The sequence below is a fragment of the Mixta sp. BE291 genome (assembly GCF_031457955.1).
Classification (GTDB): Bacteria; Pseudomonadota; Gammaproteobacteria; order Enterobacterales; family Enterobacteriaceae; genus Mixta.
The window spans coordinates 309,695-329,926 of record NZ_JAVDXN010000003.1 but is presented as its reverse complement, the minus strand read 5'-3'; the positions used below and the strand labels follow the sequence as shown (position 1 = coordinate 329,926).

At 55.4% G+C, this 20,232-nt stretch carries 20 protein-coding genes; 13 read left to right on the top strand and 7 right to left on the bottom strand.

Going from position 1 to position 20,232, the window contains the following annotated elements; translation table 11 throughout:
- Window positions 1–71: 71 nt before the first annotated feature.
- The 12 genes from J2X14_RS09080 to J2X14_RS09025 all read left to right on the top strand — a co-directional run bounded on the left by J2X14_RS09080 (window position 72) and on the right by J2X14_RS09025 (window position 10,443).
- Window positions 72–2,828 carry a sigma-54-dependent transcriptional regulator gene (locus J2X14_RS09080; RefSeq protein ID WP_352411083.1) on the top strand — a complete coding sequence of 919 codons (2,757 nt, stop codon included), beginning with the start codon at window positions 72–74 and terminating at the stop codon, window positions 2,826–2,828.
- A gap of 90 nt (window positions 2,829–2,918) precedes the next feature.
- The gene (locus J2X14_RS09075; protein WP_352410893.1) at window positions 2,919–3,341 is read left to right on the top strand and encodes a PTS sugar transporter subunit IIA; all 423 of its coding nucleotides are present in this window, start codon (window positions 2,919–2,921) and stop codon (window positions 3,339–3,341) included.
- A 15-nt stretch (window positions 3,342–3,356) separates the two neighbouring features.
- On the top strand, window positions 3,357–3,827 hold the full coding sequence (locus J2X14_RS09070) for a PTS sugar transporter subunit IIB (RefSeq protein WP_352410892.1): 471 nt from the start codon (window positions 3,357–3,359) through the stop codon (window positions 3,825–3,827).
- 14 nt (window positions 3,828–3,841) lie between these two features.
- Complete coding sequence (locus J2X14_RS09065; protein WP_352410891.1) at window positions 3,842–4,618, top strand: PTS mannose/fructose/sorbose/N-acetylgalactosamine transporter subunit IIC; 777 nt, start codon at window positions 3,842–3,844, stop codon at window positions 4,616–4,618.
- The gene (locus tag J2X14_RS09060) at window positions 4,608–5,435 is read left to right on the top strand and encodes a PTS system mannose/fructose/sorbose family transporter subunit IID (protein WP_352411082.1); all 828 of its coding nucleotides are present in this window, start codon (window positions 4,608–4,610) and stop codon (window positions 5,433–5,435) included. The genes J2X14_RS09065 and J2X14_RS09060 overlap by 11 nt, the downstream gene beginning before the upstream one ends.
- A gap of 10 nt (window positions 5,436–5,445) precedes the next feature.
- Complete coding sequence (locus tag J2X14_RS09055; RefSeq protein WP_352410890.1) at window positions 5,446–6,507, top strand: SIS domain-containing protein; 1,062 nt, start codon at window positions 5,446–5,448, stop codon at window positions 6,505–6,507.
- Window positions 6,508–6,525: 18 nt separating this feature from the next.
- Complete coding sequence (locus J2X14_RS09050) at window positions 6,526–7,536, top strand: SIS domain-containing protein (RefSeq protein ID WP_352410889.1); 1,011 nt, start codon at window positions 6,526–6,528, stop codon at window positions 7,534–7,536.
- 101 nt (window positions 7,537–7,637) lie between these two features.
- Entirely contained in the window at window positions 7,638–8,405 is a 768-nt protein-coding gene (locus J2X14_RS09045) for a class I SAM-dependent methyltransferase (RefSeq protein ID WP_352410888.1), read from the top strand.
- Window positions 8,406–8,564: 159 nt separating this feature from the next.
- Window positions 8,565–8,897: an STM2901 family protein gene (locus J2X14_RS09040; RefSeq protein ID WP_502889989.1), complete on the top strand. Its 333-nt coding sequence runs from the start codon at window positions 8,565–8,567 to the stop codon at window positions 8,895–8,897.
- A complete protein-coding gene (locus J2X14_RS09035; protein ID WP_352410887.1) occupies window positions 8,891–9,229 on the top strand; it encodes a DUF1493 family protein in 339 nt (112 codons plus the stop codon). The genes J2X14_RS09040 and J2X14_RS09035 overlap by 7 nt, the downstream gene beginning before the upstream one ends.
- 67 nt (window positions 9,230–9,296) lie before the next feature.
- Window positions 9,297–9,617, top strand: a complete 321-nt coding sequence (locus J2X14_RS09030; protein ID WP_352410886.1) for a DUF1493 family protein — start codon at window positions 9,297–9,299, stop codon at window positions 9,615–9,617.
- Window positions 9,618–9,927: 310 nt separating this feature from the next.
- Window positions 9,928–10,443, top strand: a complete 516-nt coding sequence (locus tag J2X14_RS09025) for an RcnB family protein (protein WP_352410885.1) — start codon at window positions 9,928–9,930, stop codon at window positions 10,441–10,443.
- Between the two features lie 157 nt (window positions 10,444–10,600).
- On the opposite strand, the gene J2X14_RS09020 is transcribed toward J2X14_RS09025, so the two are convergent.
- From J2X14_RS09020 to J2X14_RS09000, 5 genes are all read right to left on the bottom strand, one after another.
- On the bottom strand, window positions 10,601–11,728 hold the full coding sequence (locus J2X14_RS09020; protein ID WP_352410884.1) for an NAD(P)/FAD-dependent oxidoreductase: 1,128 nt from the start codon (window positions 11,726–11,728) through the stop codon (window positions 10,601–10,603).
- 41 nt (window positions 11,729–11,769) lie between these two features.
- Complete coding sequence (locus J2X14_RS09015) at window positions 11,770–12,840, bottom strand: Gfo/Idh/MocA family protein (protein ID WP_352410883.1); 1,071 nt, start codon at window positions 12,838–12,840, stop codon at window positions 11,770–11,772.
- On the bottom strand, window positions 12,840–13,613 hold the full coding sequence (locus tag J2X14_RS09010; protein WP_352410882.1) for an amino acid ABC transporter ATP-binding protein: 774 nt from the start codon (window positions 13,611–13,613) through the stop codon (window positions 12,840–12,842). The genes J2X14_RS09015 and J2X14_RS09010 overlap by 1 nt, the downstream gene beginning before the upstream one ends.
- Window positions 13,603–14,433 carry an amino acid ABC transporter permease gene (locus J2X14_RS09005; protein ID WP_352410881.1) on the bottom strand — a complete coding sequence of 277 codons (831 nt, stop codon included), beginning with the start codon at window positions 14,431–14,433 and terminating at the stop codon, window positions 13,603–13,605. Before J2X14_RS09005 ends, J2X14_RS09010 begins: the two co-directional genes overlap by 11 nt.
- A gap of 80 nt (window positions 14,434–14,513) precedes the next feature.
- Window positions 14,514–15,332: an ABC transporter substrate-binding protein gene (locus tag J2X14_RS09000; RefSeq protein ID WP_502889981.1), complete on the bottom strand. Its 819-nt coding sequence runs from the start codon at window positions 15,330–15,332 to the stop codon at window positions 14,514–14,516.
- A 200-nt stretch (window positions 15,333–15,532) separates the two neighbouring features.
- Between J2X14_RS09000 and J2X14_RS08995 the strand changes: the two genes are divergently transcribed.
- The gene (locus tag J2X14_RS08995) at window positions 15,533–16,615 is read left to right on the top strand and encodes a LacI family DNA-binding transcriptional regulator (protein ID WP_352410880.1); all 1,083 of its coding nucleotides are present in this window, start codon (window positions 15,533–15,535) and stop codon (window positions 16,613–16,615) included.
- 120 nt (window positions 16,616–16,735) lie between these two features.
- On the opposite strand, the gene opgB is transcribed toward J2X14_RS08995, so the two are convergent.
- Both opgB and J2X14_RS08985 read right to left on the bottom strand, forming a co-directional pair.
- Window positions 16,736–19,027 (bottom strand): phosphatidylglycerol--membrane-oligosaccharide glycerophosphotransferase, encoded by a 2,292-nt coding sequence (gene opgB / locus J2X14_RS08990; RefSeq protein ID WP_352410879.1) that lies wholly within the window; start codon window positions 19,025–19,027, stop codon window positions 16,736–16,738.
- 389 nt (window positions 19,028–19,416) lie between these two features.
- Entirely contained in the window at window positions 19,417–20,130 is a 714-nt protein-coding gene (locus J2X14_RS08985; protein ID WP_352410878.1) for an MgtC/SapB family protein, read from the bottom strand.
- Between the last annotated feature and the right edge of the window lie 102 nt (window positions 20,131–20,232).

Genomic DNA, 20,232 nt, shown 5'->3' with positions numbered 1-20,232 from the left:
CGGTGCGCTGACGGTTGTGACGGCGTGGTTCACGGCATCATAGCCCTGAGTTGTAAACCGGGGATGCGATGATGCGTAAAGATAAATTACTGAACTTCCTGATTAATCAGACCGATTTTTTTAACCCGCAACAGGTCAGCGAAGTGTTTACCGCCGCCTGGCTGGCGCAGCGTTTCGCTATGCAGCGTAATACCGCCAGTCACTATCTCAACCAACTGGTGGCGCAGGGCGAGCTGATAAAAATCAATGGCCGCCCGGTCTGCTTTCTGCATAAAGCCAGCTTTGAGCAGCAGTTTTTCCCGCTGTCGCGCAGCGAATATGCCAGCGTCGGCGAGCTGCTGGCGGAAGAGGGCGAGAGCGCGCCGCAGGCTGACCATTTCGCTCTACTGATCGGTCATGAAGGGAGCCTGAAGAAACCGATCGAGCAGCTGAAAACCGCGCTGTTCTATCCCGACGGCGGGCTGCCGCTGCTGATTACCGGCGACAGCGGCACCGGCAAAAGTTATATGGCGCAGCTGCTGCATGAATATGCCATCGCTCAGCAGGTTATCGCGCCCGATGCGCCCTTTATTAACTTTAACTGCGCCCAGTATGCCAGCAACCCGGAGCTGCTGACCGCTAACCTGTTCGGCTATGTTAAAGGGGCGTTTACCGGCGCGCTGCATGACAAACCGGGCGCGTTTGAGGCGGCGCACGGCGGCATTTTATTTCTGGATGAGGTTCACCGCCTGCACCCGGAAGGGCAGGAGAAACTGTTCACCTGGCTCGATCGCGGCGAAATTTACCGGCTGGGCGAAACCGCGCAGGCACAGCGAGTAGCGACGCGACTGATCTTCGCCACCACCGAAGAGGTTCACAGCACTTTCCTGACCACCTTTATTCGTCGTATCCCGATCCAGATTACGCTGCCCGATCTGGCGAGCCGCAGCCCGCAGGAAAAGCAGGCGCTGATGATGCAGTTTTTCTGGCACGAGGCGCAAAAGGTTGGTGGGCGTTTACGCCTCAGCCCGCGCCTGATTAGCGCGCTGGGCGAGCACCTCTGGCGCGGCAACGTTGGCGAGATGAAAAACGCAGTGAAATACAGCGTCGCTTCCGCCTGGGCGCGACAGATGAGTCGTGAAATGCTCGATGTCACGCTGCACGATCTGCCGGAAACGGTTATGGCTCAGCTGCCCGCGATTGATGACACGCAGGCGGAGCCGCTGGTGATCGATCGTTCGGTGTCGCTGCCCTGGCTGCTGCGTCAGCGGGACGGCGCGCAGCTGCTGATTCAGGATGCGCAGCTTACCGTGCTGGCGCTGTTTGAAAACTGGCGCGGCGGGACGCTGGCATGGGAAGAGATGGAAAAGCGCATGGGCAACGAGATTGAAAGCCTGTTCGACCAGCTTATTTTCGCCCATCGTAACCAGCAAGAATCTTCCATGCTGCTGCTGGCAAGCAGTCAGGTACGCGAGGAATTTTATCGGCTGGAAAAGCGTTTTAACCTGCAATTCAACGGCAACTGCATCTATGCCCTGAGCCACTATCTGCTGCATCGCGCCAGCGAAACGCCCGCCCGTCTTAATGCGGAATTTATCCGCCAGCTCTCGCTTCAGCTGGAACAGCGCTATCCGCTGCTCTGCCGCTTTTGTCACGAGGTGCTGGCGGCGGTCACTCATAAGCTTGATTTGCAGCCGCAGCGGATCGATGCGCTGCTGTTGATTCTCTGGCTGCAAAAGACCGGCGTGCTGAGCCAGAAACAGGTAACGCGCGCGGTGATTCTGGCGCACGGCTACGCCACCGCCAGCAGCATCGCTAACGTGGCGAATCGCCTGCTGAAAAGCAACGTGTTTGAATCGTTCGATATGCCGCTGGACGTTACGCCGGAAGCGATCGCCAGCGAGGTGATGCACTATATCGAGCGCAACGCGCTGGCTTCCGGGCTGGTAATTTTGGTGGATATGGGATCGCTGAACGCCATCTATCAACGCTTTGACCGGCCTGTTACCACGCCGGTGGCGATTATCAATAATGTCTCGACGCGCATGGCGCTCTACGTGGGCGAGCGCATTCTGCGCGGCGATCTGCCTGAAGCGATTGTAAATGAGGTGGCGGACGACTTGCCGGTTGAGCATCAGCTGATCTGGCCGCGACAGAATAAACCGCGGGCGATCATCACCACCTGCGCCACCGGCCTGGGCGCGGCGACGAACCTGAGCGCGCTGCTGAAGGCCAGCATTCCTGAAGCGCTGGCGATAGAGATGGTCGCCTGCGACTACGACAGCCTGATTGACCAGGCGAAGCGTGAACCGCTGCTGGCGCGTTATGAGGTGCTGGCGGTGGTCGGCACCCTCGATCCGCATCTGCCGGTGCCGTGGATTTCGCTGGAGTCACTGATTTCCGGCACGGGCAGCGCCACGCTGAGGGCGCTGTTCGGCCCGCTGACCAGCGCCGGGCAGATAGAGGAGATCAATAATCAGCTGGTGAAGAACTTCTCGCTGCGGCGGGTCATTGAGTCGGTGACCATTCTTGATACCGGCAAAGTGATTAACCAGGTCGAGCAGTTTTTGCTGCGCTATGAGCATCTGGCCGGGCTGGCGCTGACCAACGATCGCAAGGTGGCGCTCTATATTCATATCAGCTGTCTGATCGAGCGGTTGATTCGTCAGGCGGCGATTCAACGCTACCGCGGGCCGCAGCGTCCGTCTCAGGCGCTTAACGCGCTGCGCGAGGCGTTTAGTGTCATTGAGGCCAGCTACAGTGTCAAAATCCCCGACGCCGAGCTGCATTACATCCACGATATTCTGCACCGGAAAACGGAATTTATCCCTTCAGATCAAGAGTTTTAACCTTTCCGTTCCGTTCATTACGCGGCGCGCCACTATTTCTGGCACGCCGCTTGCTCTTATTAACGCGTGGAACCGCTTGATGAGGTCAGGATGAAACGTCATTACATTTTTGCCAGCCACGGCTCGTTTGCCGCCGGTATCCGTCAATCCGTGGAGTTAATTCTTGGCGAGCAGCCGCACCTGCACGCGCTGTGTGCTTATGTCGATGAAAACGACGATTTAACCCGCCAGGTCGATAGCCTGATGGCCGCGTTTACGCCGCAGGATGAGCTGATCGTTATCACGGATATTTTCGCCGGTAGCGTGAATAACGAATTTATTCGCTATCTGCACCGGCCCGACTTCCACCTGCTGGCTGGATTAAACCTGCCGCTGGTGATTGAAATGCTGATCGCCTCGCCCGATGAACCGGCGATCCAGCTGATAAACGAAGCATTGCACAACGCCCGCGAGGGGATGCAGTACTGCAACCAGACCATCAGCAGCGCCCGCTGCGCGGACAAAGATTTCTGAGCGAGGAGGATAACAATGATAAAGCTCTTACGGGTCGATCATCGACTGCTGCACGGCCAGGTCGCCTTTTCCTGGACACAGTACATTGGCGCCGACTGCATTCTGATCGCCAATGACAATGTGCCTAACGATGAGTTGCGCAAAACCACCATCAAGCTGGCGAAGCCGCCCGCGGTGAAGCTGGTAATCAAAAATATCGACGACGCCATCGAGGCGATCAAAAGCGGCGTTACCGACAAATATAAGCTGTTTATTGTGGTGGAATCGGTCGCCGATGCCTGGCGGCTGGCGACGGCGGTGCCGGAGATTCAGAGCATTAACCTTGGCGGCATTAAAGCCAAAGAGGGCAGCCGTAATATTTCTAAAGCGATCAACGTCATGCCGGATGAGATCTCGCTGTTGCTGTCGCTGACACAGGCGGGCAAAGAGATTGAAATTCGTCAGGTGCCGGGCGATCGCAAACAGCTGTTTAGCGAAGCGCTGTAGCGCGGGGAGCGATGATGACAGAAGCATTATTGCTGGGGCTGGTGGCGTTTATCGCCCAGTCTGAATATGCCTTAGGCACCTCGCTGCTCTCCAGGCCGATCGTCACCGGCCTGCTGACCGGGCTGGTGCTGGGCGATGTGCAAACCGGTGTGATCATGGGCGCGACGCTGGAGCTGGCTTTTATCGGCTCTTTCTCGGTGGGCGCTTCGATCCCGCCTGATGTGGTGACCGGCGGCATTCTTGGCGTTGCCTTCGCCATTACTTCCGGCGCGGGCACCGAAACGGCGCTGCTGCTCGGCCTGCCGATCGCCACGCTGACGCTGGTGCTGAAAAACGTCTACCTCGGGCTGTTTATTCCCACGCTCAGCCATAAGGCGGATGCGTATGCGGAGCAGGGCAACACCGGCGGCATTGAGCGTATGCACCTGCTGGCGGGCTTTGGCCTGTCGCTGATGCTGGCGACCATCGTTACCGTCTCGTTTATGGTCGGCAGCGGCGCGGTAAAAAGCCTGCTCGACGCGATTCCGGAATTTATTAAGCACGGACTGAGCGTGGCCACCGGTATGATCCCGGCACTGGGCTTTGCCATGCTGGCGCGGCTGCTGATCAACAAAAAGGTCGCGCCTTACTTTTTCTTAGGCTTTGTGCTGATGGCCTATCTCAACATCCCGGTGACCGGCATCGCCATTCTCGGCGCGATTGTCGCGGTGGTGATGGTCAATATGACGCAGCAGCCGGTGCAGCGCGCCTCAACGGCAGAAGGAGTGAAAGATGACGAAGATGATTTCTGATGACCCGCAGCAGGCAGAGCCGCAGATTACCCCGCGCGACCTGCGCCGCGTTTTCTGGCGCTCATTCCAGATGGAGTTCTCATGGAACTATGAGCGGCAGATGAACCTGGCTTTTGTCTACGCGATGATGCCGGTGCTGAAAAAGCTCTACACGCGCCATGACGATCTGGTGAGCGCGCTAAAACGCCACCTGGTTTTCTTTAATACCACGCCGCATATCGTCACGCTGATCCTCGGCATTACCGCCGCGATGGAAGAGAAAAACCGCAACGACGGCGGGATGGATAGCGCCTCGATCGATAACGTAAAAGCATCGCTGATGGGGCCGCTGGCCGGACTGGGCGACTCTTTTTTCTGGGGCACGCTGCGGCTGATCGCGACCGGCATCGGCACCAGCCTGGCGCTGAAGGGCAATATTCTTGGGCCGATTCTGTTTGTGCTGATTTTTAACGTGCCGCATATCCTGGTGCGCTGGCTGTTTACCCGCTGGGGCTATGTGCTGGGCACCGGCGTGCTACAGCGCATTCAGAAAAGCGGAATGATGGAGAGCGTAACCTACGGCGCGTCGATTATCGGACTGATGGTGGTGGGCGCGATGACCGCCTCGATGATCGATATCACCATTCCCGTGACGTTCGGCACGGGCGAAGCGAAAACGCAGGTGCAGGCGATTATTAACGACATCATGCCCTGCCTGCTGCCGTTGTTGAGTTTCGGCATTGTTTACTGGCTGCTGGGCAAGAAGGTGCAGCCGCTGGCGATTATTGGCGGGATGGCGGTGGTCGGCATCCTGGGTTCATGGATTGGTCTGTTCTGAGGAGATAACTATGTCGGTCACGATGATGGACTGTATCGAACGCGAACCGGAGGTGCTGGCGCGTATTCTGCAAGAATATCCGCAGACGCTGGCGCTGGTAGCAGAGAGGCTGGCGCAAAAGCCGGTGCGGCGTCTGCTGATTCTGGCGACCGGATCGTCGCTGAATGCCGCCCAGTGCGCCGTTTTTGCCTTTAGTCAGTGGGCGAATATTCAGGTAGAGATTAAAGAGCCCTATCCCTTTACGCATTATGAACGCGTTGATGACGCCGTTGACTGGACCATCACGCTATCGCAAAGCGGCAAAAGCCACTCAACGCTGGAAGCGCAGCGCAAGGCGCAGGCGGCGGGCCACAAGGTCTGGTGTCTGACCGCCGACAGCAACAGCCCGCTGGCGCGTGAAGCGGACGCGGTGCTGGATATTAACTGCGGTATTGAGCCGGTGGGCTTTGTTACGCTGGGTTTTAGCGCCACGGTGTTGAACCTGCTGCTGATCGCCATGCTGGCCGGGGAGGCGCAGGGAACGCTGGATAGCGATGCCTGCGATAATAGAGTGAGCGCGCTGCACAATCTGGCGCAGCGGCTGCCGGAGGTAATACGCCGCACCGATGCGTTTATTACGCAGCATCAGGCGGTGCTGGCCGCCGCGCCGCGCTATATCGCTATCGGCTATGGCGCGCTGGCGGGCGTGGCAAAAGAGTTCGAAACCAAGTTTACCGAGACGGTGCGCTGCCCATCGAGCGGCTTTGAGCTGGAAGCCTATATGCACGGCCCTTATCTGGAGGCGAACAACACGCATCTGCTGCTGTTTATAGAGGATGCGCCGCATCCGCGCCTTGCCGCCCTGCGTGATTATATGCGCCCGCACGTGAAGGCGGCGTTTACCCTCTGCGCCCAGGGGGAAAGCCATGAAAACCAGCTGGGGCTGAATCTCTCTATCGATCCGTTACTGGCGCCGCTGTTATTAATCGTGCCGGTACAAATAATGGCTTATCGGGTCGCCACGCTGAAAGGCATTAATTTAAGCGTGCGGATATTTGACGATTTCGACCAGGTGCTGCAAAGCAAAATTTAATTCCTCAGGAGAAAAAATATGTTGGGTTTTAATCAGGACGAGTACCTGACCAGTGCTCGTGAGATCATCGCTGCGCGTAAAATCGCTGAACAGGTAGCGGAAAATATTCATCAAACGGGTTACAGCAATCTGTTTTTCGCCTCGGTAGGCGGTTCGCTGGCACCGATGATGGCAATCAATGAGTTTGCCAAAGAGTGTACCTCGCTGCCGGTTTATACCGAGCAGGCGGCGGAATTAATTAATAAGGGCAATAAAAAATTAAATAAAGACTCGGTGGTGATTACGCTCTCTAAATCGGGCGATACCAAAGAGTCGGTTGCCATAGCGCAGTGGTGTAAAGCGCAAGGCATTCGCGTGGTGGCGATTACTAAAAATGAAGATTCACCGTTAGCCAGCAGCGCCAGCTGGCATATTCCGATGCGCCATAAAAACGGCGTGGAATATGAATATATGCTGCTTTACTGGCTGTTTTTCCGTTTGGTCGCGCTGAACGGCGAATTTGACGATTATGAACGCTTCGCCAGTCAGCTGGAGCTGCTGCCGGAGAACCTGCTGCAGGCCAAGCGTGATTTCGACCCGCGAGCCGATGAGATTGCCCGCCAGTATCACGACCGCGACTATATGATGTGGATTGGCGGCGCGGAGATGTGGGGCGAAGTCTATCTTTTCTCCATGTGCATTCTGGAAGAGATGCAGTGGAAGCGCACTAAGTCAGTGAGTTCGGCCGAATTTTTCCACGGCACGCTGGAGCTGCTGGAGAAAGAGGTGCCGTTGTTTCTGGTGAAAGGCGAAGGGAAATGCCGGACGCTGGACGATCGGGTGGAGGCGTTTGCCCGTAAGATCAGCGACCATGTGGTGGTGATCGATCCGCGTGATTATCGCCTGAACGGTATAGATGAGGCTTTCCGCTGGATTGTCGCGCCGTGCGTGGCCTCAACGCTGCTGGTGGATCGTCTGGCGGCGCACTTTGAAAAAAATACCGGACACGACCTTAATATTCGCCGCTATTACCGCCAATTTGATTATTAATGCCTGATGCCCTCTCTGCTGCCGGAGAGGGCGCCTTCCGGTTTAACTTCGCCCAATGAAAGGTGCATAATATATGCATCTTTTTTTATGGGTGAATGATCATGTCTGACAGTAATAAAGCAGGGCATACTTTTCTCGCCAGCCTGGGCAAAACCCGGCTGCGTCCCGGCGGCGCAGAGGCGACTGAATGGCTGATGGCGCAGGCGGGGCTGAATGAGCAGAGCCGGGTGCTGGAAATCGCCTGTAATATGGGCACCACCTCGATTGAACTGGTCTCGCGCTTCGGCTGCCAGGTTCATGCTGTCGACATGGATAAGCAGGCGCTGAGCAAGGCGCGTGAAAACGTTGCCGCCGCCGGGCTGAGCGATCGCATTCAGATTAGCGAAGCCAATGCGCATCATCTCCCTTTCCCTGATAACAGTTTTGACGCGGTAATCAATGAAGCCATGCTCACCATGTATGCGGATAAGGCAAAACTGCGTTTAGTGCAGGAGTATTATCGCGTGTTAAAGCCCGGCGGCTGTTTGTTAACGCACGATATTATGTTAACCAACGGTCAGCTGCCCGCGAGTGCGGATACCCAGCTACAGCAGGTAGTGAAATCTAACGTCAGTCCGATGAGCAAAGAAAGCTGGCAACAGATGTTTTATCAAAGCGGTTTTAGCCAGGTCGATAGCCATAACGATAAAATGACGCTGATGTCGCCGCGCGGCATGATTAAAGATGAAGGCCTGCTGCGCACCGTGAAAATTATTTTTAACGGTTTAAAGAACCGCGAAAACCGCCAGCGCTTTCTCGGTATGCTGCGCTATTTCCACGCTCAGCGGAAACATATGAATTATATTGTCTGCTGCTCTCGAAAAAGTTGAGAAACGGCGGGTGAGGCGCCCACCCGCTGTAATTAAAGGAAGGGTTAATGCGGCAAGGTTATTAAAGGTGCCTGCCAGAGGGATGTGCTTGATATAGATAAATGTTGGCATATATCACAACTATAAAAATGCAATTCATGATTAGCGACCGGGAACGTTATATTAAGCGTCTGGATTGTTGCGGGCCTTAATATTCTGTCAACCAGAGGGAAATTTGCTAACGCCACTCCAGGCACCTCTTTAGCATCACGCGGCGCAAGGAAAGCTTTTGGTAACGCTCAGTTCCCGTGGGGACTGGAGCTTCCTTCTGTCATCGGTGGATATCCACCTCATCGTCTGAAAATACTGATGACGCATAAAATCGGTACGTTTGTAGGGCGGGCGATTCCGGTTGTCGGATGGGTTATACTGGCAAGCGATATTTATTCAATTACGTTTAAAACGATATCAAAATATAACGCTATTGCCAGAGGGGACGATAAAATATGGTAAGTGATGCAGAAATTTTGGCCTTTTTTCGTAAGGAGCTATCCCGACCGGTGAACCAAAAATGCCAGGCTGTTCCGCTTGAACTTGAAACGCTGTTACAAGATTATGCAGCAGCCGATGAGTTGCCCTACGTAATTAATGATTATTGTAATAAGTATGGCATTGATATTTCCGCTATGGATATGCGTAACTATTTTCCCTGGGAGAATTTGACTTTTTCTCAGCGTTTTTTTAAAGGACGTCATTTTAAGGATATGGTTACGGCAAAGAGAAAACCATTGACGGTAAAAATGTTTTCAGAATCAGCCAAAGCGGGCCGCTGGTTGTATGATTAACAGCGTACGCTACGTTTAATTATGCGCTTATTTCGGAAGGGATGTTAGCAAGGCCAGAGGATAAAGTATGGTGAACAACACTTTGGAAAAGGATGTCCGCCAGTTTATTGAAAAAAAGCTGCCGGTGGTAACAACGTTGCTTTTGAAAAAGGTTGTTATCGATGAAGATGAGCCATTACAGAGCCTGCATGAATGGGACGATGTCGGCGATATGGCAGAGGCTTACTTTCAACATTTTAATGTAAGCGCAGATAAATTTTCGCTGCGAAACTACTATCCCTGGGAAGCCTCATTTTTTAAGCGCAAAAATCAAAATTTGGATAAATCAGCCCTCACCATACGTATGTTTATTGAATCAGCCAAAGCGGGCCGCTGGTTGTATGATTAGCACAGCAAAGCGGAGCCTGGGCGTCACGTTTTCTGATTTGATGCCTGACGATAGTCCGCCGCTGAGTAAACCGCCATCCGATATGATATCTCGCTTGTCTCTGCCGCTGAGTGCCAGCCGTACAGCCTCAGCTCTTTCCTCTGGGTGAAAATGCTGCTCCGAACAGGCAATGCCGCCTGAAGCCGGAGCCTGGTCGCCCTTTGACAACAAAGTTCACAATAAAAGTTGTGCCTGCTGACGTAACCAGGGTTAATTTGTTGTCACTAAAATAAGCGCCCGCAACAACAGGGCAGGGAAATCAGGAGAAACTATGCGTAATACCACTAAGATTTTATTTTCGGGCGCATTGATCGGCGCGCTGGCATTCACTTCTGTTGCCCAGGCGGAAGGAGAGCAGCAGGCCGCCCCGGCGGAAACCGCGCCACAGACCCAGCAGAATCCGGCGCAGGGCGTACCGCAAACGCCAGCGCAGCAGGATCCCACTCAGGTGCAAACGCAGGGCGCGCCGGAATCAGCGGTGCCGCAGGATCCCACGCAAACCCGTCCGCAGAATGAGGCAGCGACGCCGGGCGCGGCGCAGCAGCAGCCAAAAGAGCCGTATGAAGTCACTGAATTCTTTAGCGATGCGCAGCGCTATACGGTTGGCTCACAGGTGCCGGAGAAATACCGTACCAAGACCTATGAAATTACCGAATGGCAAAAGCGCCACCTCCCTGCGCCGGATACCGGCAGCCACTGGACCTATATGGGCGGTAACTACGTGCTGATTTCTGATGCCGACGGCAAAATCATCAAAGCCAAGTCGGGCGATATTTTCTTCCATTAATGAGTAAACGGCCAGCGAGGCGGCTGGCCGTTTGTTGAACCTGTTAAATCCAAGACCTCGCCCTGAAGCACTCTTTTTCGCAGCCTGTTTAGGGCTTTTTTATGAGCGCAACCGACTGAATAGCCGACTGTTTTATCAGGGCGGCCCGTTATCGCGTTTACGTCTGGCTAAAGCGCTCGGCGCGGAAGGTAGCGAACATCGGGTGCGGCTCGCCGCTGACGATCTCTTCCGCCAGCAGCTCTCCGGCAATCAGCGCCAGCGTCGCGCCGGAGTGGGTAAAGGCGACAAAGCAGCCCGGCACCTTTTGCAGCTCGCCAAATACCGGATTGCCATCGCCAGGAATCGGCTTCAGCCCTATTTTCCAGCCGCTGGCCCGCAGCGCAGGCTGCCCGACGATCAATTTGCTGGCCTCATCCAGCAACTCCTGCACCACCGACTCTGCGATACGGTATTCCCCGTCGCCAACGGCAGAAATATGCGCTTCGTACCAGTCATGATCCACCGCCAGCGTATTGCCCGGATTCGGGCGTACCGCCGCGCGCGGCGTGTTCATCACCACATCAATCATTGTATCGACGGGATCGGTGGTCACCAGCATTGAGACCGGTGAGCCGTTAGGGATGGTGACGCCAAGCGGTGCAACCACATCCGGCGTTTGCGGCCCGCAGGCGACCAGTACCTTGTCCGCCGCCAGCTCACCGGCGCGCGCGGTGCTGACGCCACAGGCGCGTCCGCTGACATCGGTTTTCACCGTGACCTTACCGACATGCTCAATCAGCTTACCGCCCCGCTGATGAAACTCTTCCATCAGCCAGCCGATCAGATGCGGCAGGCTAACCCAGCCCTCTCCGGCATTGTAAATGGCGCTGTCGGCCATCGCCCGTGGCGCGATATTCTGCGTAAAATCCGCGACGTTTTTCGAGCTGACCAGCGCCGAATCATAGCCGTGCGCTTTTTCGTAAGCGTGACGCGCCTGGGTGCCGCGATCGTCATCCGCTGCCCAGTAAAGGCCGCCGTCAAAGCGCAGCCAGGACAGATCGGGATGGCGGGCAAACAGCGTACGGTAGCGATCGATACCCGTCATCCGCAATGCATGATATTCATGCGCACGTTCTCCGGCAGAATTGAGCCAGGAGAGCGAGCGTCCTGATGCGCCGGAACCCAGCGCCGCTTCGGTAACCAGCGTGACCTGCGCGCCCTGGCGCAGCAGATGTACCGCGCTGGAAACGCCAATCGCGCCGCCGCCGATCACGACAACAGATTTCTGATTACTTTCCAGTGACATAGCTTTAATCCTTATGCAAATAAGAAAACAGGCTGTCCGTTTCAGGCATTGCGGACGGCGTAACGGGTATGAAGATCTTCAATCAGGCGCAGCGTCGCCAGTGAGTCTGCGGCCTCTACCGGCAGCGGCGCGCCTTCCAACAGCGCATTCGCTAACAGACGATAAAAAGCGGGATAGTCGCCGCGCTCGGTTTCGATAAGGCGATCCTGGTGGTTCTCAGTCAGCGTGCCCCAGCTGCCGGGCTTTTCCTGGCCCCAGTCGGCGTCGAGCGGCGTCACGCCCGCAGCCAGCGCTGGCTCCTGGTTATCCAGTCCCCATTTGCTAAAGCCCGCCTGGCTGCCCAGCAGATGAAAACGTGGCCCCTGACGCGCAGCAAGTCCGTTCATCCACAGGCGCGTGCGTACGCCGTTAACGTGCAGCAGCGAAACAAAGCTATCTTCGTCGGCGTCGGAAATCACAGGCTGCGTATGACGCGCCAGCTCGGCATAGCTGTCGGCGACAGGGCCAAAAAGCTGCAACGCCTGATCGATCAGATGGCTGCCCAGATCCAGCAGCAGGCCGCCGCCTTGCGCAATCGTCGCGCAGTCACGCCAGTTGCCGAAGCCCTGCGGCCGCCACCATTCAAAACGCGATTCAAAGCTGCGGATATCGCCCAGCGCGTTATGATTCAGCAATTTTTTCACCGTCAGAAAATCGCCGTCCCAGCGGCGGTTTTGAAACACCGTCAGCAGCGTACCGGCAGCCTGGGCGGCGGCGATTAACGCCTCGCCGTCACGGCTGTGCGGAACAAAGGGTTTATCAATCACCAGATGCAGCCCGCGTGCGATGGCGGCTTCCGCCTGCGCACGGTGTCCCTGCGGTGGCGTGCCCAGCACCAGCAGATCCAGCGTAATGTCGCCAGCATCAATCAGCTGTAACAGCTGTTGCCAACTTTCTACCAGCCGCGCCTGTGGGTAGCGTTGTTGGGCCAGCGCCCGACGCTCAGCATTGCCGGTAACGATAACGTTCAGCTCAAAGTGCGCATCGGCGGCGATCAGCGGCGCGTGAAAGACTTGGCCGGAAATGCCGAAGCCCACCACCGCCGTGCGGATTTTTCCCTGCAGCAGCGCCATTACAGCACCTCCGATAAAAAGCGACGCAGGCGCGCCGACTGTGGACGTTCGAAAATCGCTTCCGGCGTACCGGTTTCCACGATTTCGCCTTCATCCATAAATACCACCTGATCGGCGACTTTGCGGGCGAAGCCCATTTCATGCGTGACCACTACCATGGTCATGCCGCGCTGACAAAGATCCGCCATCAGGTTGAGCACGCCTTTGACCAGCTCTGGATCGAGTGCCGACGTCGCCTCGTCGAACAGCATGACTTCCGGGTCCATCGCCAGCGCACGGGCAATGGCGACGCGCTGCTGCTGTCCGCCGGAAAGATCGCGCGGACGGTGATCGGCGCGTTGCGTTAATCCCACCTCATCCAGCCGCAGGCGGGCGATCGCCATCGCCTGCTGTTTCGGCAGCTTTTTGATCTTCCAGGGAGCCAGCGCCACGTTTTGCAGCGCGGAGTGATCGGGGAACAGATTAAAGTGCTGGAACACCATGCCGATGCGCAGGCGCAGCGCGTCTGGTTTATCCTTCAATACCGAGCGGCCAGAGAGCAGCACATCGCCCGCTTTCGGCTCATGTAGTCGATTAATGCCGCGCAGTAACGTCGATTTCCCTGAGCCGGAGGGGCCGATAATGCAGGTGGTGGTGCCTGCCGGGATCTGTAGCGAGACGTTACGCAGCACCTCGATATCGCCATAGGCCAGCGTCAGATTACGCAATTCAAGGCTGGCGCCGTGAAAGGCCGCTTCCTGCTGGAGGGTGTCGGCTAAGGCATTATTCAGCATATTGTTGCTCCCGATGGCGGGTGAGAGGGGCGGGTTGTTCAGATGCCAGCGTTTTCACGCTGTACTGCTGCACTTCATCAACTTCTTTCAGGCCGCTTTGCGGGGCGCTGGCGCGGCGGCGGCCGTTGCGATAACGCTCATCGATCACATTGACCAGATGCGTCATCGGCACGGTGATGACCAGATAGAACAGACCCGCCAGCATCAGCGGCGACAGGTTGCCGGTAAGTACAGCGGCATCCTGGCCCACGCGGAACAGCTCGCGCTGACCCACCATCAGACCCAGCAGATAGACCAGCGAAGAGTCTTTAATAATGGAAATAAACTGGTTCACCACCGCAGGCAGCACGCGGCGGATGCCTTGCGGAATAATGATCAGCGCCATCGCGCGCGCATAGCTCATGCCCAGCGCACGGCACGCTTCCAGCTGGCCTTTTTCCACGCTCTGAATACCAGAGCGGAAAATCTCACCCATATAGGCGCTGGCGATCAGGCTGAGGGCGAAAATACCGAGCGGATAGGGCGTGGGGCCAAACAGCTGATAGCTGAAGCGAGCCAGGCCCTGGCCGATCAGCAGGATGGTTAAAATCGACGGCAGACCGCGAAACAGGTCGGTATAAATACGCGACGGCAAACGCAACCAACGGGAGGGGGAAATTGCCATCAGCGCCAGAATCAGACCAAAGGTGGTGCCCAGCACCGTGGCGGCAAGGGAAATAATCAACGTATTGATTAAACCCGTTCCCAGGAGCTGAGGGAAAACAGTCAGCATTGAGGGGAAATCGAAGAAAGTACGCGACAGAATCTCGAACAGGTCCATAGTAAGCACTCGCTTTTTTCAGGGGCCGGGACGCAAAAATCCCTGCCCGGTGGATCGGACTATTCTCTGAGCAGGGGGTATTACTGCGTGACAGGCAGGTACTGTTTCGGCATCGGCGACCCTGGGAACCACTTTTCATAGAGGCGTTTCCAGGTGCCGTCCTGCATGGCATCTTTGATCGCTTTATCCAGCGCGGCTTTTAGCTGCGGCTTCTGTTTCGCGATCGCCACGCCAGCGGGCGCATCGAAGGAGGGGATATTTGCCGCGTGAACCAGTTTAAAGCGGTCGGCATAGCTTTTGGCTGCCTCATAATCAAGGAACACTGCATCCAGCGTGCCGTTATTAAGCGAGGAGATTGCGGCATTGTTGTCGGGGAAACGCACCAGATCGGTCTGCGGGAAATTTTTAACCGCATAGCTCTCTTGCAGCGTGCCCTGAACCACGCCCATCCGCCGTTTTGTCAGCGTATCGACACCTTTGATTCCGGTATCGCTGCGCGTCAGCACTGACAGATAACCCGCAAGGTAGCCGGTGGAAAAATCCACGGTTTTAGCGCGCTCCGGCGTAATACCGATCGCCGCCACGCCCGCATCATACTGGCCATTAGCCACCGCAGGCAGGATGCCGGAGAAATCCTGACCAATAAAATCGACCTGTTTTATGCCCAGCCGATGGGCAACATCAGTAAAAAATTCAATATCAAAGCCGGTAAAATTGCCTGTTGCGTCGGTAAACGTGTAGGGTTTTGCATCTCCCAGGCTGGCAACGCGCATATGACCTGGTTCGATTAGGCCATAGGGGTTGTTGTCCGCCGCGCTGGCCGAGGTAGAGAGAGTAATGATTGAAGCCGAGGCGATGAGCGCAACGGCCATTCTGAACAGGATGTTGTGCGATTTCATAAGTAGTCCGTTTTTGTTGTCTAAACATCAACGACTATTGAAACCGGGGACGTTTAATTAGTATGAGTCCGGTCTCAATGCAGGTGCTGATCGGGATAAGTCCACTTGTGAGACCGGTCTCAAATCAGTTACAGTGATATTAAGCACAGCCTTTCGGAGCCGTCAATGATCGATCCTTCAACCTGTGATTCGAATTAATTATGACCAGCACAAATATGCGATTGAAAGCGCCTACCGCAGCCGATGTAGCGCGTGAAGCGAAGGTATCAAAAGCGCAAGCGGCCAGGGCGCTGGGCGGTTATGGCTCCGTTAGCGACGAGGTAATTACGCGGGTGCTGGCAGCGGCGGAACGACTGGGTTATCGCCCCAATGAGCTGGCGCGCAGCATGAATACCGGCCGCTCCAATACGTTGGGGGTGATTGTCGGTGATATTGAGAACCCGCATTTCGGCCTGGCGCTGCGCGGGATTTCGGATGTGGCGCGTCAGGCGGGCTATCACGTTATTCTCAGCAACAGTGATGAACAGCTGAGCATTGAGCAGGAGGCGGTACGCGTGATGCTGGAGAAGCGGGTGGATGGGATTATCGTGGCGCCCAGCAGTTCTGCCGCTGACGATAATGCGCATTTAACCCAGGTGCTGACGGAAGGGCGGGCGCTGACGCTGTTTGACCGGGCGGTTTACCATCTGGACGTCGAGGTAATCGGCGTCGATTTTACCCGCTCGGCGCAGCAGGCGACACAGGAGCTGCTGGCAGCGGGACATCGACGCATCGCCTACGTCACCAGCATGAATGCCAGCGAACCTTATCGCCGCCCGGCGGATATGGGCCTGACGCCGGTCGCCCAGCGTATCGCCGGTATGGAGCGCGCCTTTAGCGCGGCGGACGTACCATTTGAACCGGCGCTGATTAAACCCAACGCGCTGGATGATGCGGCGGTCGCGCGTATCGTTGGCGAGCTTTTTAATGACACCGCGCCGCCGACAGCGGTTATCGCCTCCGATAGCCTGATTGCGCAGGCTCTGCTGCGTGAGTTTCATCTGCGCGGCCTGCGCATTCCGCAAGATCTTTCGTTTGTGATGTACGATAACTTTCCCTGGACGGAGATCGTATCGCCGCCGCTGTCGGTGATCGCGCAGCCCGTTTATGAGATGGGCTGCGAGGCGGCTCGCCGCATCATCGCTCAGATCCGTGGCGAAGATCCCGGCCCGATGCCGGAGTTTGCCACGCGCTATATTCGCCGCGGCTCGACCGGTTCGGCCATGCCGGGAATAAAAGACTGAATCCGCTTGCCGTCCCTTTATCTCTCCGCGACGCGCCAGCCAGGCCGCGCTGCGTCAATGGTTAGCAGCGGGCAATTTCGATGAGCAAGGCTTGCAGCGTCGGCCGCTGCAAGCGTTTCGCTAATTCGCCACCGGCACCACTTTAATCTCGATCAGTCCGATGCCGAGCTTGCGCGGATCCTGGCCGATAATATTGCCTTCATTGGACAGCTGTGGTTCCGGCGGCGTAATCACCAGCTGATGGCTGTTTTCCGGATTGGTAAAACGCAGCGTTACCGTACTCACCTCATGGCTTAGCGTTAGCATCTGCTGCTGATCGCCCACGCGCACCGGAATCGGACGCTGAGCATTGGGGCCAAACGCTTTCGCTTGGATCACCAGTTCAAAACGCGGCGGCAGCGGCTGGGCATAATCAATCGTCACTTCCGGCGCAAGGTTGGCGTTAGACCAGCGGCCCCACCTCTCCGGACGGGAAATGCCGCTAAACGCTTTAACCGCCTGCGGCGCGCCCGCAACCTCAAACTTAAAGCTGTCGGCCTGATAACGAATGTCGTTGTCGGCGATTTTCAACGCGGCGACATTTTGCCGCCAGCGCTGCTGATCCAGCGGCTGCTGCGGAATAGTCACCGCGCTTTCCCAGTTCGTTTTATCGATATGCTGAACCTGCGGCTGTGCGCCCAGCTGCCCCTGCGCCACGCAAAGATCGGTCGACATCGCCCGCGCAGGCTGCCATAAACGCGCCATCTTAAAGCAGCGATCCACCCAAACAAACTTATCGGCGGCGGTGAAATCAGCCAGCTGATAGCGCAGCGGTGCGGCGTATTCACCCTCCGGCAACGGTTCAACTTTGTCCTTACCGATTTTCAGCAGTAGCGGCAGGCTAAAATGCGCGCCGGAAAAGCTGATGCTGTTTTTTGCCTGGTCGATGCTAAAGCGCTCAATATGCTTTGGAAACCCCCATAGCTGGATCACGTCCGGCTTCCATTCCAGCACTTTTTTCTTCATATCAAACTGCTCCGACAGCGAGCGATCCGACAGTGAGCTGCGCCCCAGGCCAATGGCCTTATCGCCGCCCAACAGATCAAGCACCGTTGCGCCGTTATCCAGCGCGCTGCGCTTCATGGTCAACAGCTGCGGCTGCGCACGGTCGCCGCGAATAACCATAAACAGGTTATCGCGCTGATGTGCATTAAGGTATTTCCACGCGGTATTGTTCATCGCCAGGTGATCGGAAGAGACCACAATCAGCGTATTTTTGGCCCAGGGCGAAGCCAGAATACGATCAATCAGCCGTGCGACGTGTTCCTGGCTACAGGCCACAGCGCTGAAAGATTGATTGGGTTTGCCCTCGTAGCTGTAGCTTTTATGCTGACAGCTGCGCGAGATAAAGCCGTCAGGATGATGGGTATCCACCGTTAGGGTAAAAAGCGCAAATGGCTGTTTCTGTTGCGACAGCTGTTCGAATTTTTGCCACACCTCATCCATCACCGTGTCGTCATAAAAGCCCCAGTTATTGCGATAAGCGGGATCCGTTACCTGGTCTTTTAGTTCCTGCAGGCCGTAAAGATGATCGATACCGTGCGATTTCAGAAAGGTATCTTTTCCGGCGAAGCGTAGATCCGCGCCTTGCATAAACCAGGTTTGATAGCCGGAGTTTTTCAGAATATCGCCGAGGCAAACATTCTGCGGGAAAAAGCTGGCAAGCGAGGCCGAAGCGTTGCCTTCAAAAGGGGCGAACAGCGGAATGCCGCACTGCGAAGCAACCATACCGGCAATGGTATATTCGGTGCCGGGCAGCTGCTCAGTTTGCGCAAAATCAAGCGCCTGCTGCTGCTTCAGGCGGCTTAGCTCTGGTGCTAACTGAGGAAACGCCTGCTCATTAAAATAGGTGCGCTCCAGGCTTTCGCCGTAGATATAGACCAGGTTGAGCGTGGGGTTAGCGATCTGCTTTTGCGGCTCGTGATACCACTGCGCAAAATCAGATTCGCCGCTGCGCGTCTGGGAAACGATTAAATCGCTGACCTGCTGAAAAGCCGGAGTAGTTTTAATGGAGGCGAGCGCCAGCAGCAGCGCCAGCAAGCTGTAGCCGAAGTGGTGCGGACGGTGGCCGCGCCGCCGCAAGAGCCAGGAGAGCAGGCAAAATACCAGAAATAACGCCAGCACCAGTCCGATGCCAGGCAGCACATATTTACTGACGCCCGCGCCGGTGAGGCTGTTGGTGAGCGTATAGATCACCGCATCGTTGATGCCGTCGCCGGTAAAATAGTTGCTGGCGTAAAGCGTGGCGTTGAGGATGATAAACAGGCCCAAAACCAACAGCAGAGACAGGTACCAAAAAGTGTTGCGCCCGGCTTTATACGCATAAATAACAATCGAGGCCACGAATAACATGACTGAAAACAGTTCAGACAACGCAGTTTCCTTACGTGGAAACGGGCGACACAAAGGACGCCATAACCACATTAATTAATCAGGGACGTAACAGAATTTTTTCAATCTATCCTGCCTGTCATATCCCTGCAACATGCGTTGTCACAACTGTTGTACGAGGCGCGCAAATTCAGATAATAAGCGCGTGTAACCTCCTTTCTGTCGCGTGATGCTGCCTTCAGCTTTTGCATACCTGCCGAACGAAGAAACCCACCCCAGCAGATTCAAGCTTTTAGTCAGCGCAGCCAGCCCCTATGACGCATAGCGCTAAGGCATTGCGTCGCCTGCGCATGCTGGCCCAGCGGAAAGCGCACCTGATAAGTCATCGAAGACCATCAGGAAGATCGGTAACATGGCGCGGTGAAAAAACGCTAACGGCCAAGTGAGACAGAATCGACGCTTTCAATATTTTTTAGCATTGAATAAAGGCTGTATACGGTAATCCTTTTCCGAACTGATATTTTCATGCACATAATGATTTTGCCTTTTTTTGTGTCGTGAATATCAAGCGTTTCAAGGAGGAACTTTTTCTCGTGCATACGGTGAAATACCTCAGGGATAACGCTGCTGTCGGCAAGTGTCAATTGAACGGCTATCTTATGAATATAACCATCACTTTGTCTGAAGCGCCCGAGAGTATGACTGAAACGAATTGCCAGGAAAAAGAGAAGGGTGGAAAAAGTAGCATAAAAATAGAATCCGGACCCGCATGCGATGCCAACGCCCGCTGATGCCCAAATAATTGCTGCTGTTGTCAAACCAGAAATACTGTCTCTTTGCCGGTGCAAAATGACGCCAGCGCCAAGGAAACCTATACCGCTAATGACTTGTGCCGCCAGCCTCATTGGATCAGTGCGAATATTTACCGACATACCCGCATAATGTTCGGCAGATTGAATAGAGACTTGAGTAAGTAAGCAGCTGGTAATGGCTATGATAATACATGTTTTAATACCCACAGGTTTGTTTTTTGACTCCCTCTCCCAGCCGATAATCGAACCCAGGAGAAAGGAGACGCTAAATTTAATCAATACCTCCCATTGATTAAAAATTGTCGAGAAATAGTCGTAAAGTTGTAAGTACATAAGGTATCTCACCAGAAATAATAAAGCACTAATGAACAGAATAGTAACTACCATAAAAGCATAAAAATAAAGATACTTTCCTGTTCATTAATTTTATTTTAG

Bases quoted from the DNA above. Each gene is read 5' to 3' on its own strand.
- J2X14_RS09080 (WP_352411083.1), top strand. From the start codon at position 72: ATGCGTAAAGATAAATTACTGAACTTCCTGATTAATCAGACCGATTTT.
- J2X14_RS09075 (WP_352410893.1), top strand. From the start codon at position 2,919: ATGAAACGTCATTACATTTTTGCCAGCCACGGCTCGTTTGCCGCCGGT.
- J2X14_RS09070 (WP_352410892.1), top strand. From the start codon at position 3,357: ATGATAAAGCTCTTACGGGTCGATCATCGACTGCTGCACGGCCAGGTC.
- J2X14_RS09065 (WP_352410891.1), top strand. From the start codon at position 3,842: ATGACAGAAGCATTATTGCTGGGGCTGGTGGCGTTTATCGCCCAGTCT.
- J2X14_RS09060 (WP_352411082.1), top strand. From the start codon at position 4,608: ATGATTTCTGATGACCCGCAGCAGGCAGAGCCGCAGATTACCCCGCGC.
- J2X14_RS09055 (WP_352410890.1), top strand. From the start codon at position 5,446: ATGTCGGTCACGATGATGGACTGTATCGAACGCGAACCGGAGGTGCTG.
- J2X14_RS09050 (WP_352410889.1), top strand. From the start codon at position 6,526: ATGTTGGGTTTTAATCAGGACGAGTACCTGACCAGTGCTCGTGAGATC.
- J2X14_RS09045 (WP_352410888.1), top strand. From the start codon at position 7,638: ATGTCTGACAGTAATAAAGCAGGGCATACTTTTCTCGCCAGCCTGGGC.
- J2X14_RS09035 (WP_352410887.1), top strand. From the start codon at position 8,891: ATGGTAAGTGATGCAGAAATTTTGGCCTTTTTTCGTAAGGAGCTATCC.
- J2X14_RS09030 (WP_352410886.1), top strand. From the start codon at position 9,297: ATGGTGAACAACACTTTGGAAAAGGATGTCCGCCAGTTTATTGAAAAA.
- J2X14_RS09025 (WP_352410885.1), top strand. From the start codon at position 9,928: ATGCGTAATACCACTAAGATTTTATTTTCGGGCGCATTGATCGGCGCG.
- J2X14_RS09020 (WP_352410884.1), bottom strand. From the start codon at position 11,728: ATGTCACTGGAAAGTAATCAGAAATCTGTTGTCGTGATCGGCGGCGGC.
- J2X14_RS09015 (WP_352410883.1), bottom strand. From the start codon at position 12,840: ATGGCGCTGCTGCAGGGAAAAATCCGCACGGCGGTGGTGGGCTTCGGC.
- J2X14_RS09010 (WP_352410882.1), bottom strand. From the start codon at position 13,613: ATGCTGAATAATGCCTTAGCCGACACCCTCCAGCAGGAAGCGGCCTTT.
- J2X14_RS09005 (WP_352410881.1), bottom strand. From the start codon at position 14,433: ATGGACCTGTTCGAGATTCTGTCGCGTACTTTCTTCGATTTCCCCTCA.
- J2X14_RS09000 (WP_502889981.1), bottom strand. From the start codon at position 15,332: ATGAAATCGCACAACATCCTGTTCAGAATGGCCGTTGCGCTCATCGCC.
- J2X14_RS08995 (WP_352410880.1), top strand. From the start codon at position 15,533: ATGACCAGCACAAATATGCGATTGAAAGCGCCTACCGCAGCCGATGTA.
- J2X14_RS08985 (WP_352410878.1), bottom strand. From the start codon at position 20,130: ATGTACTTACAACTTTACGACTATTTCTCGACAATTTTTAATCAATGG.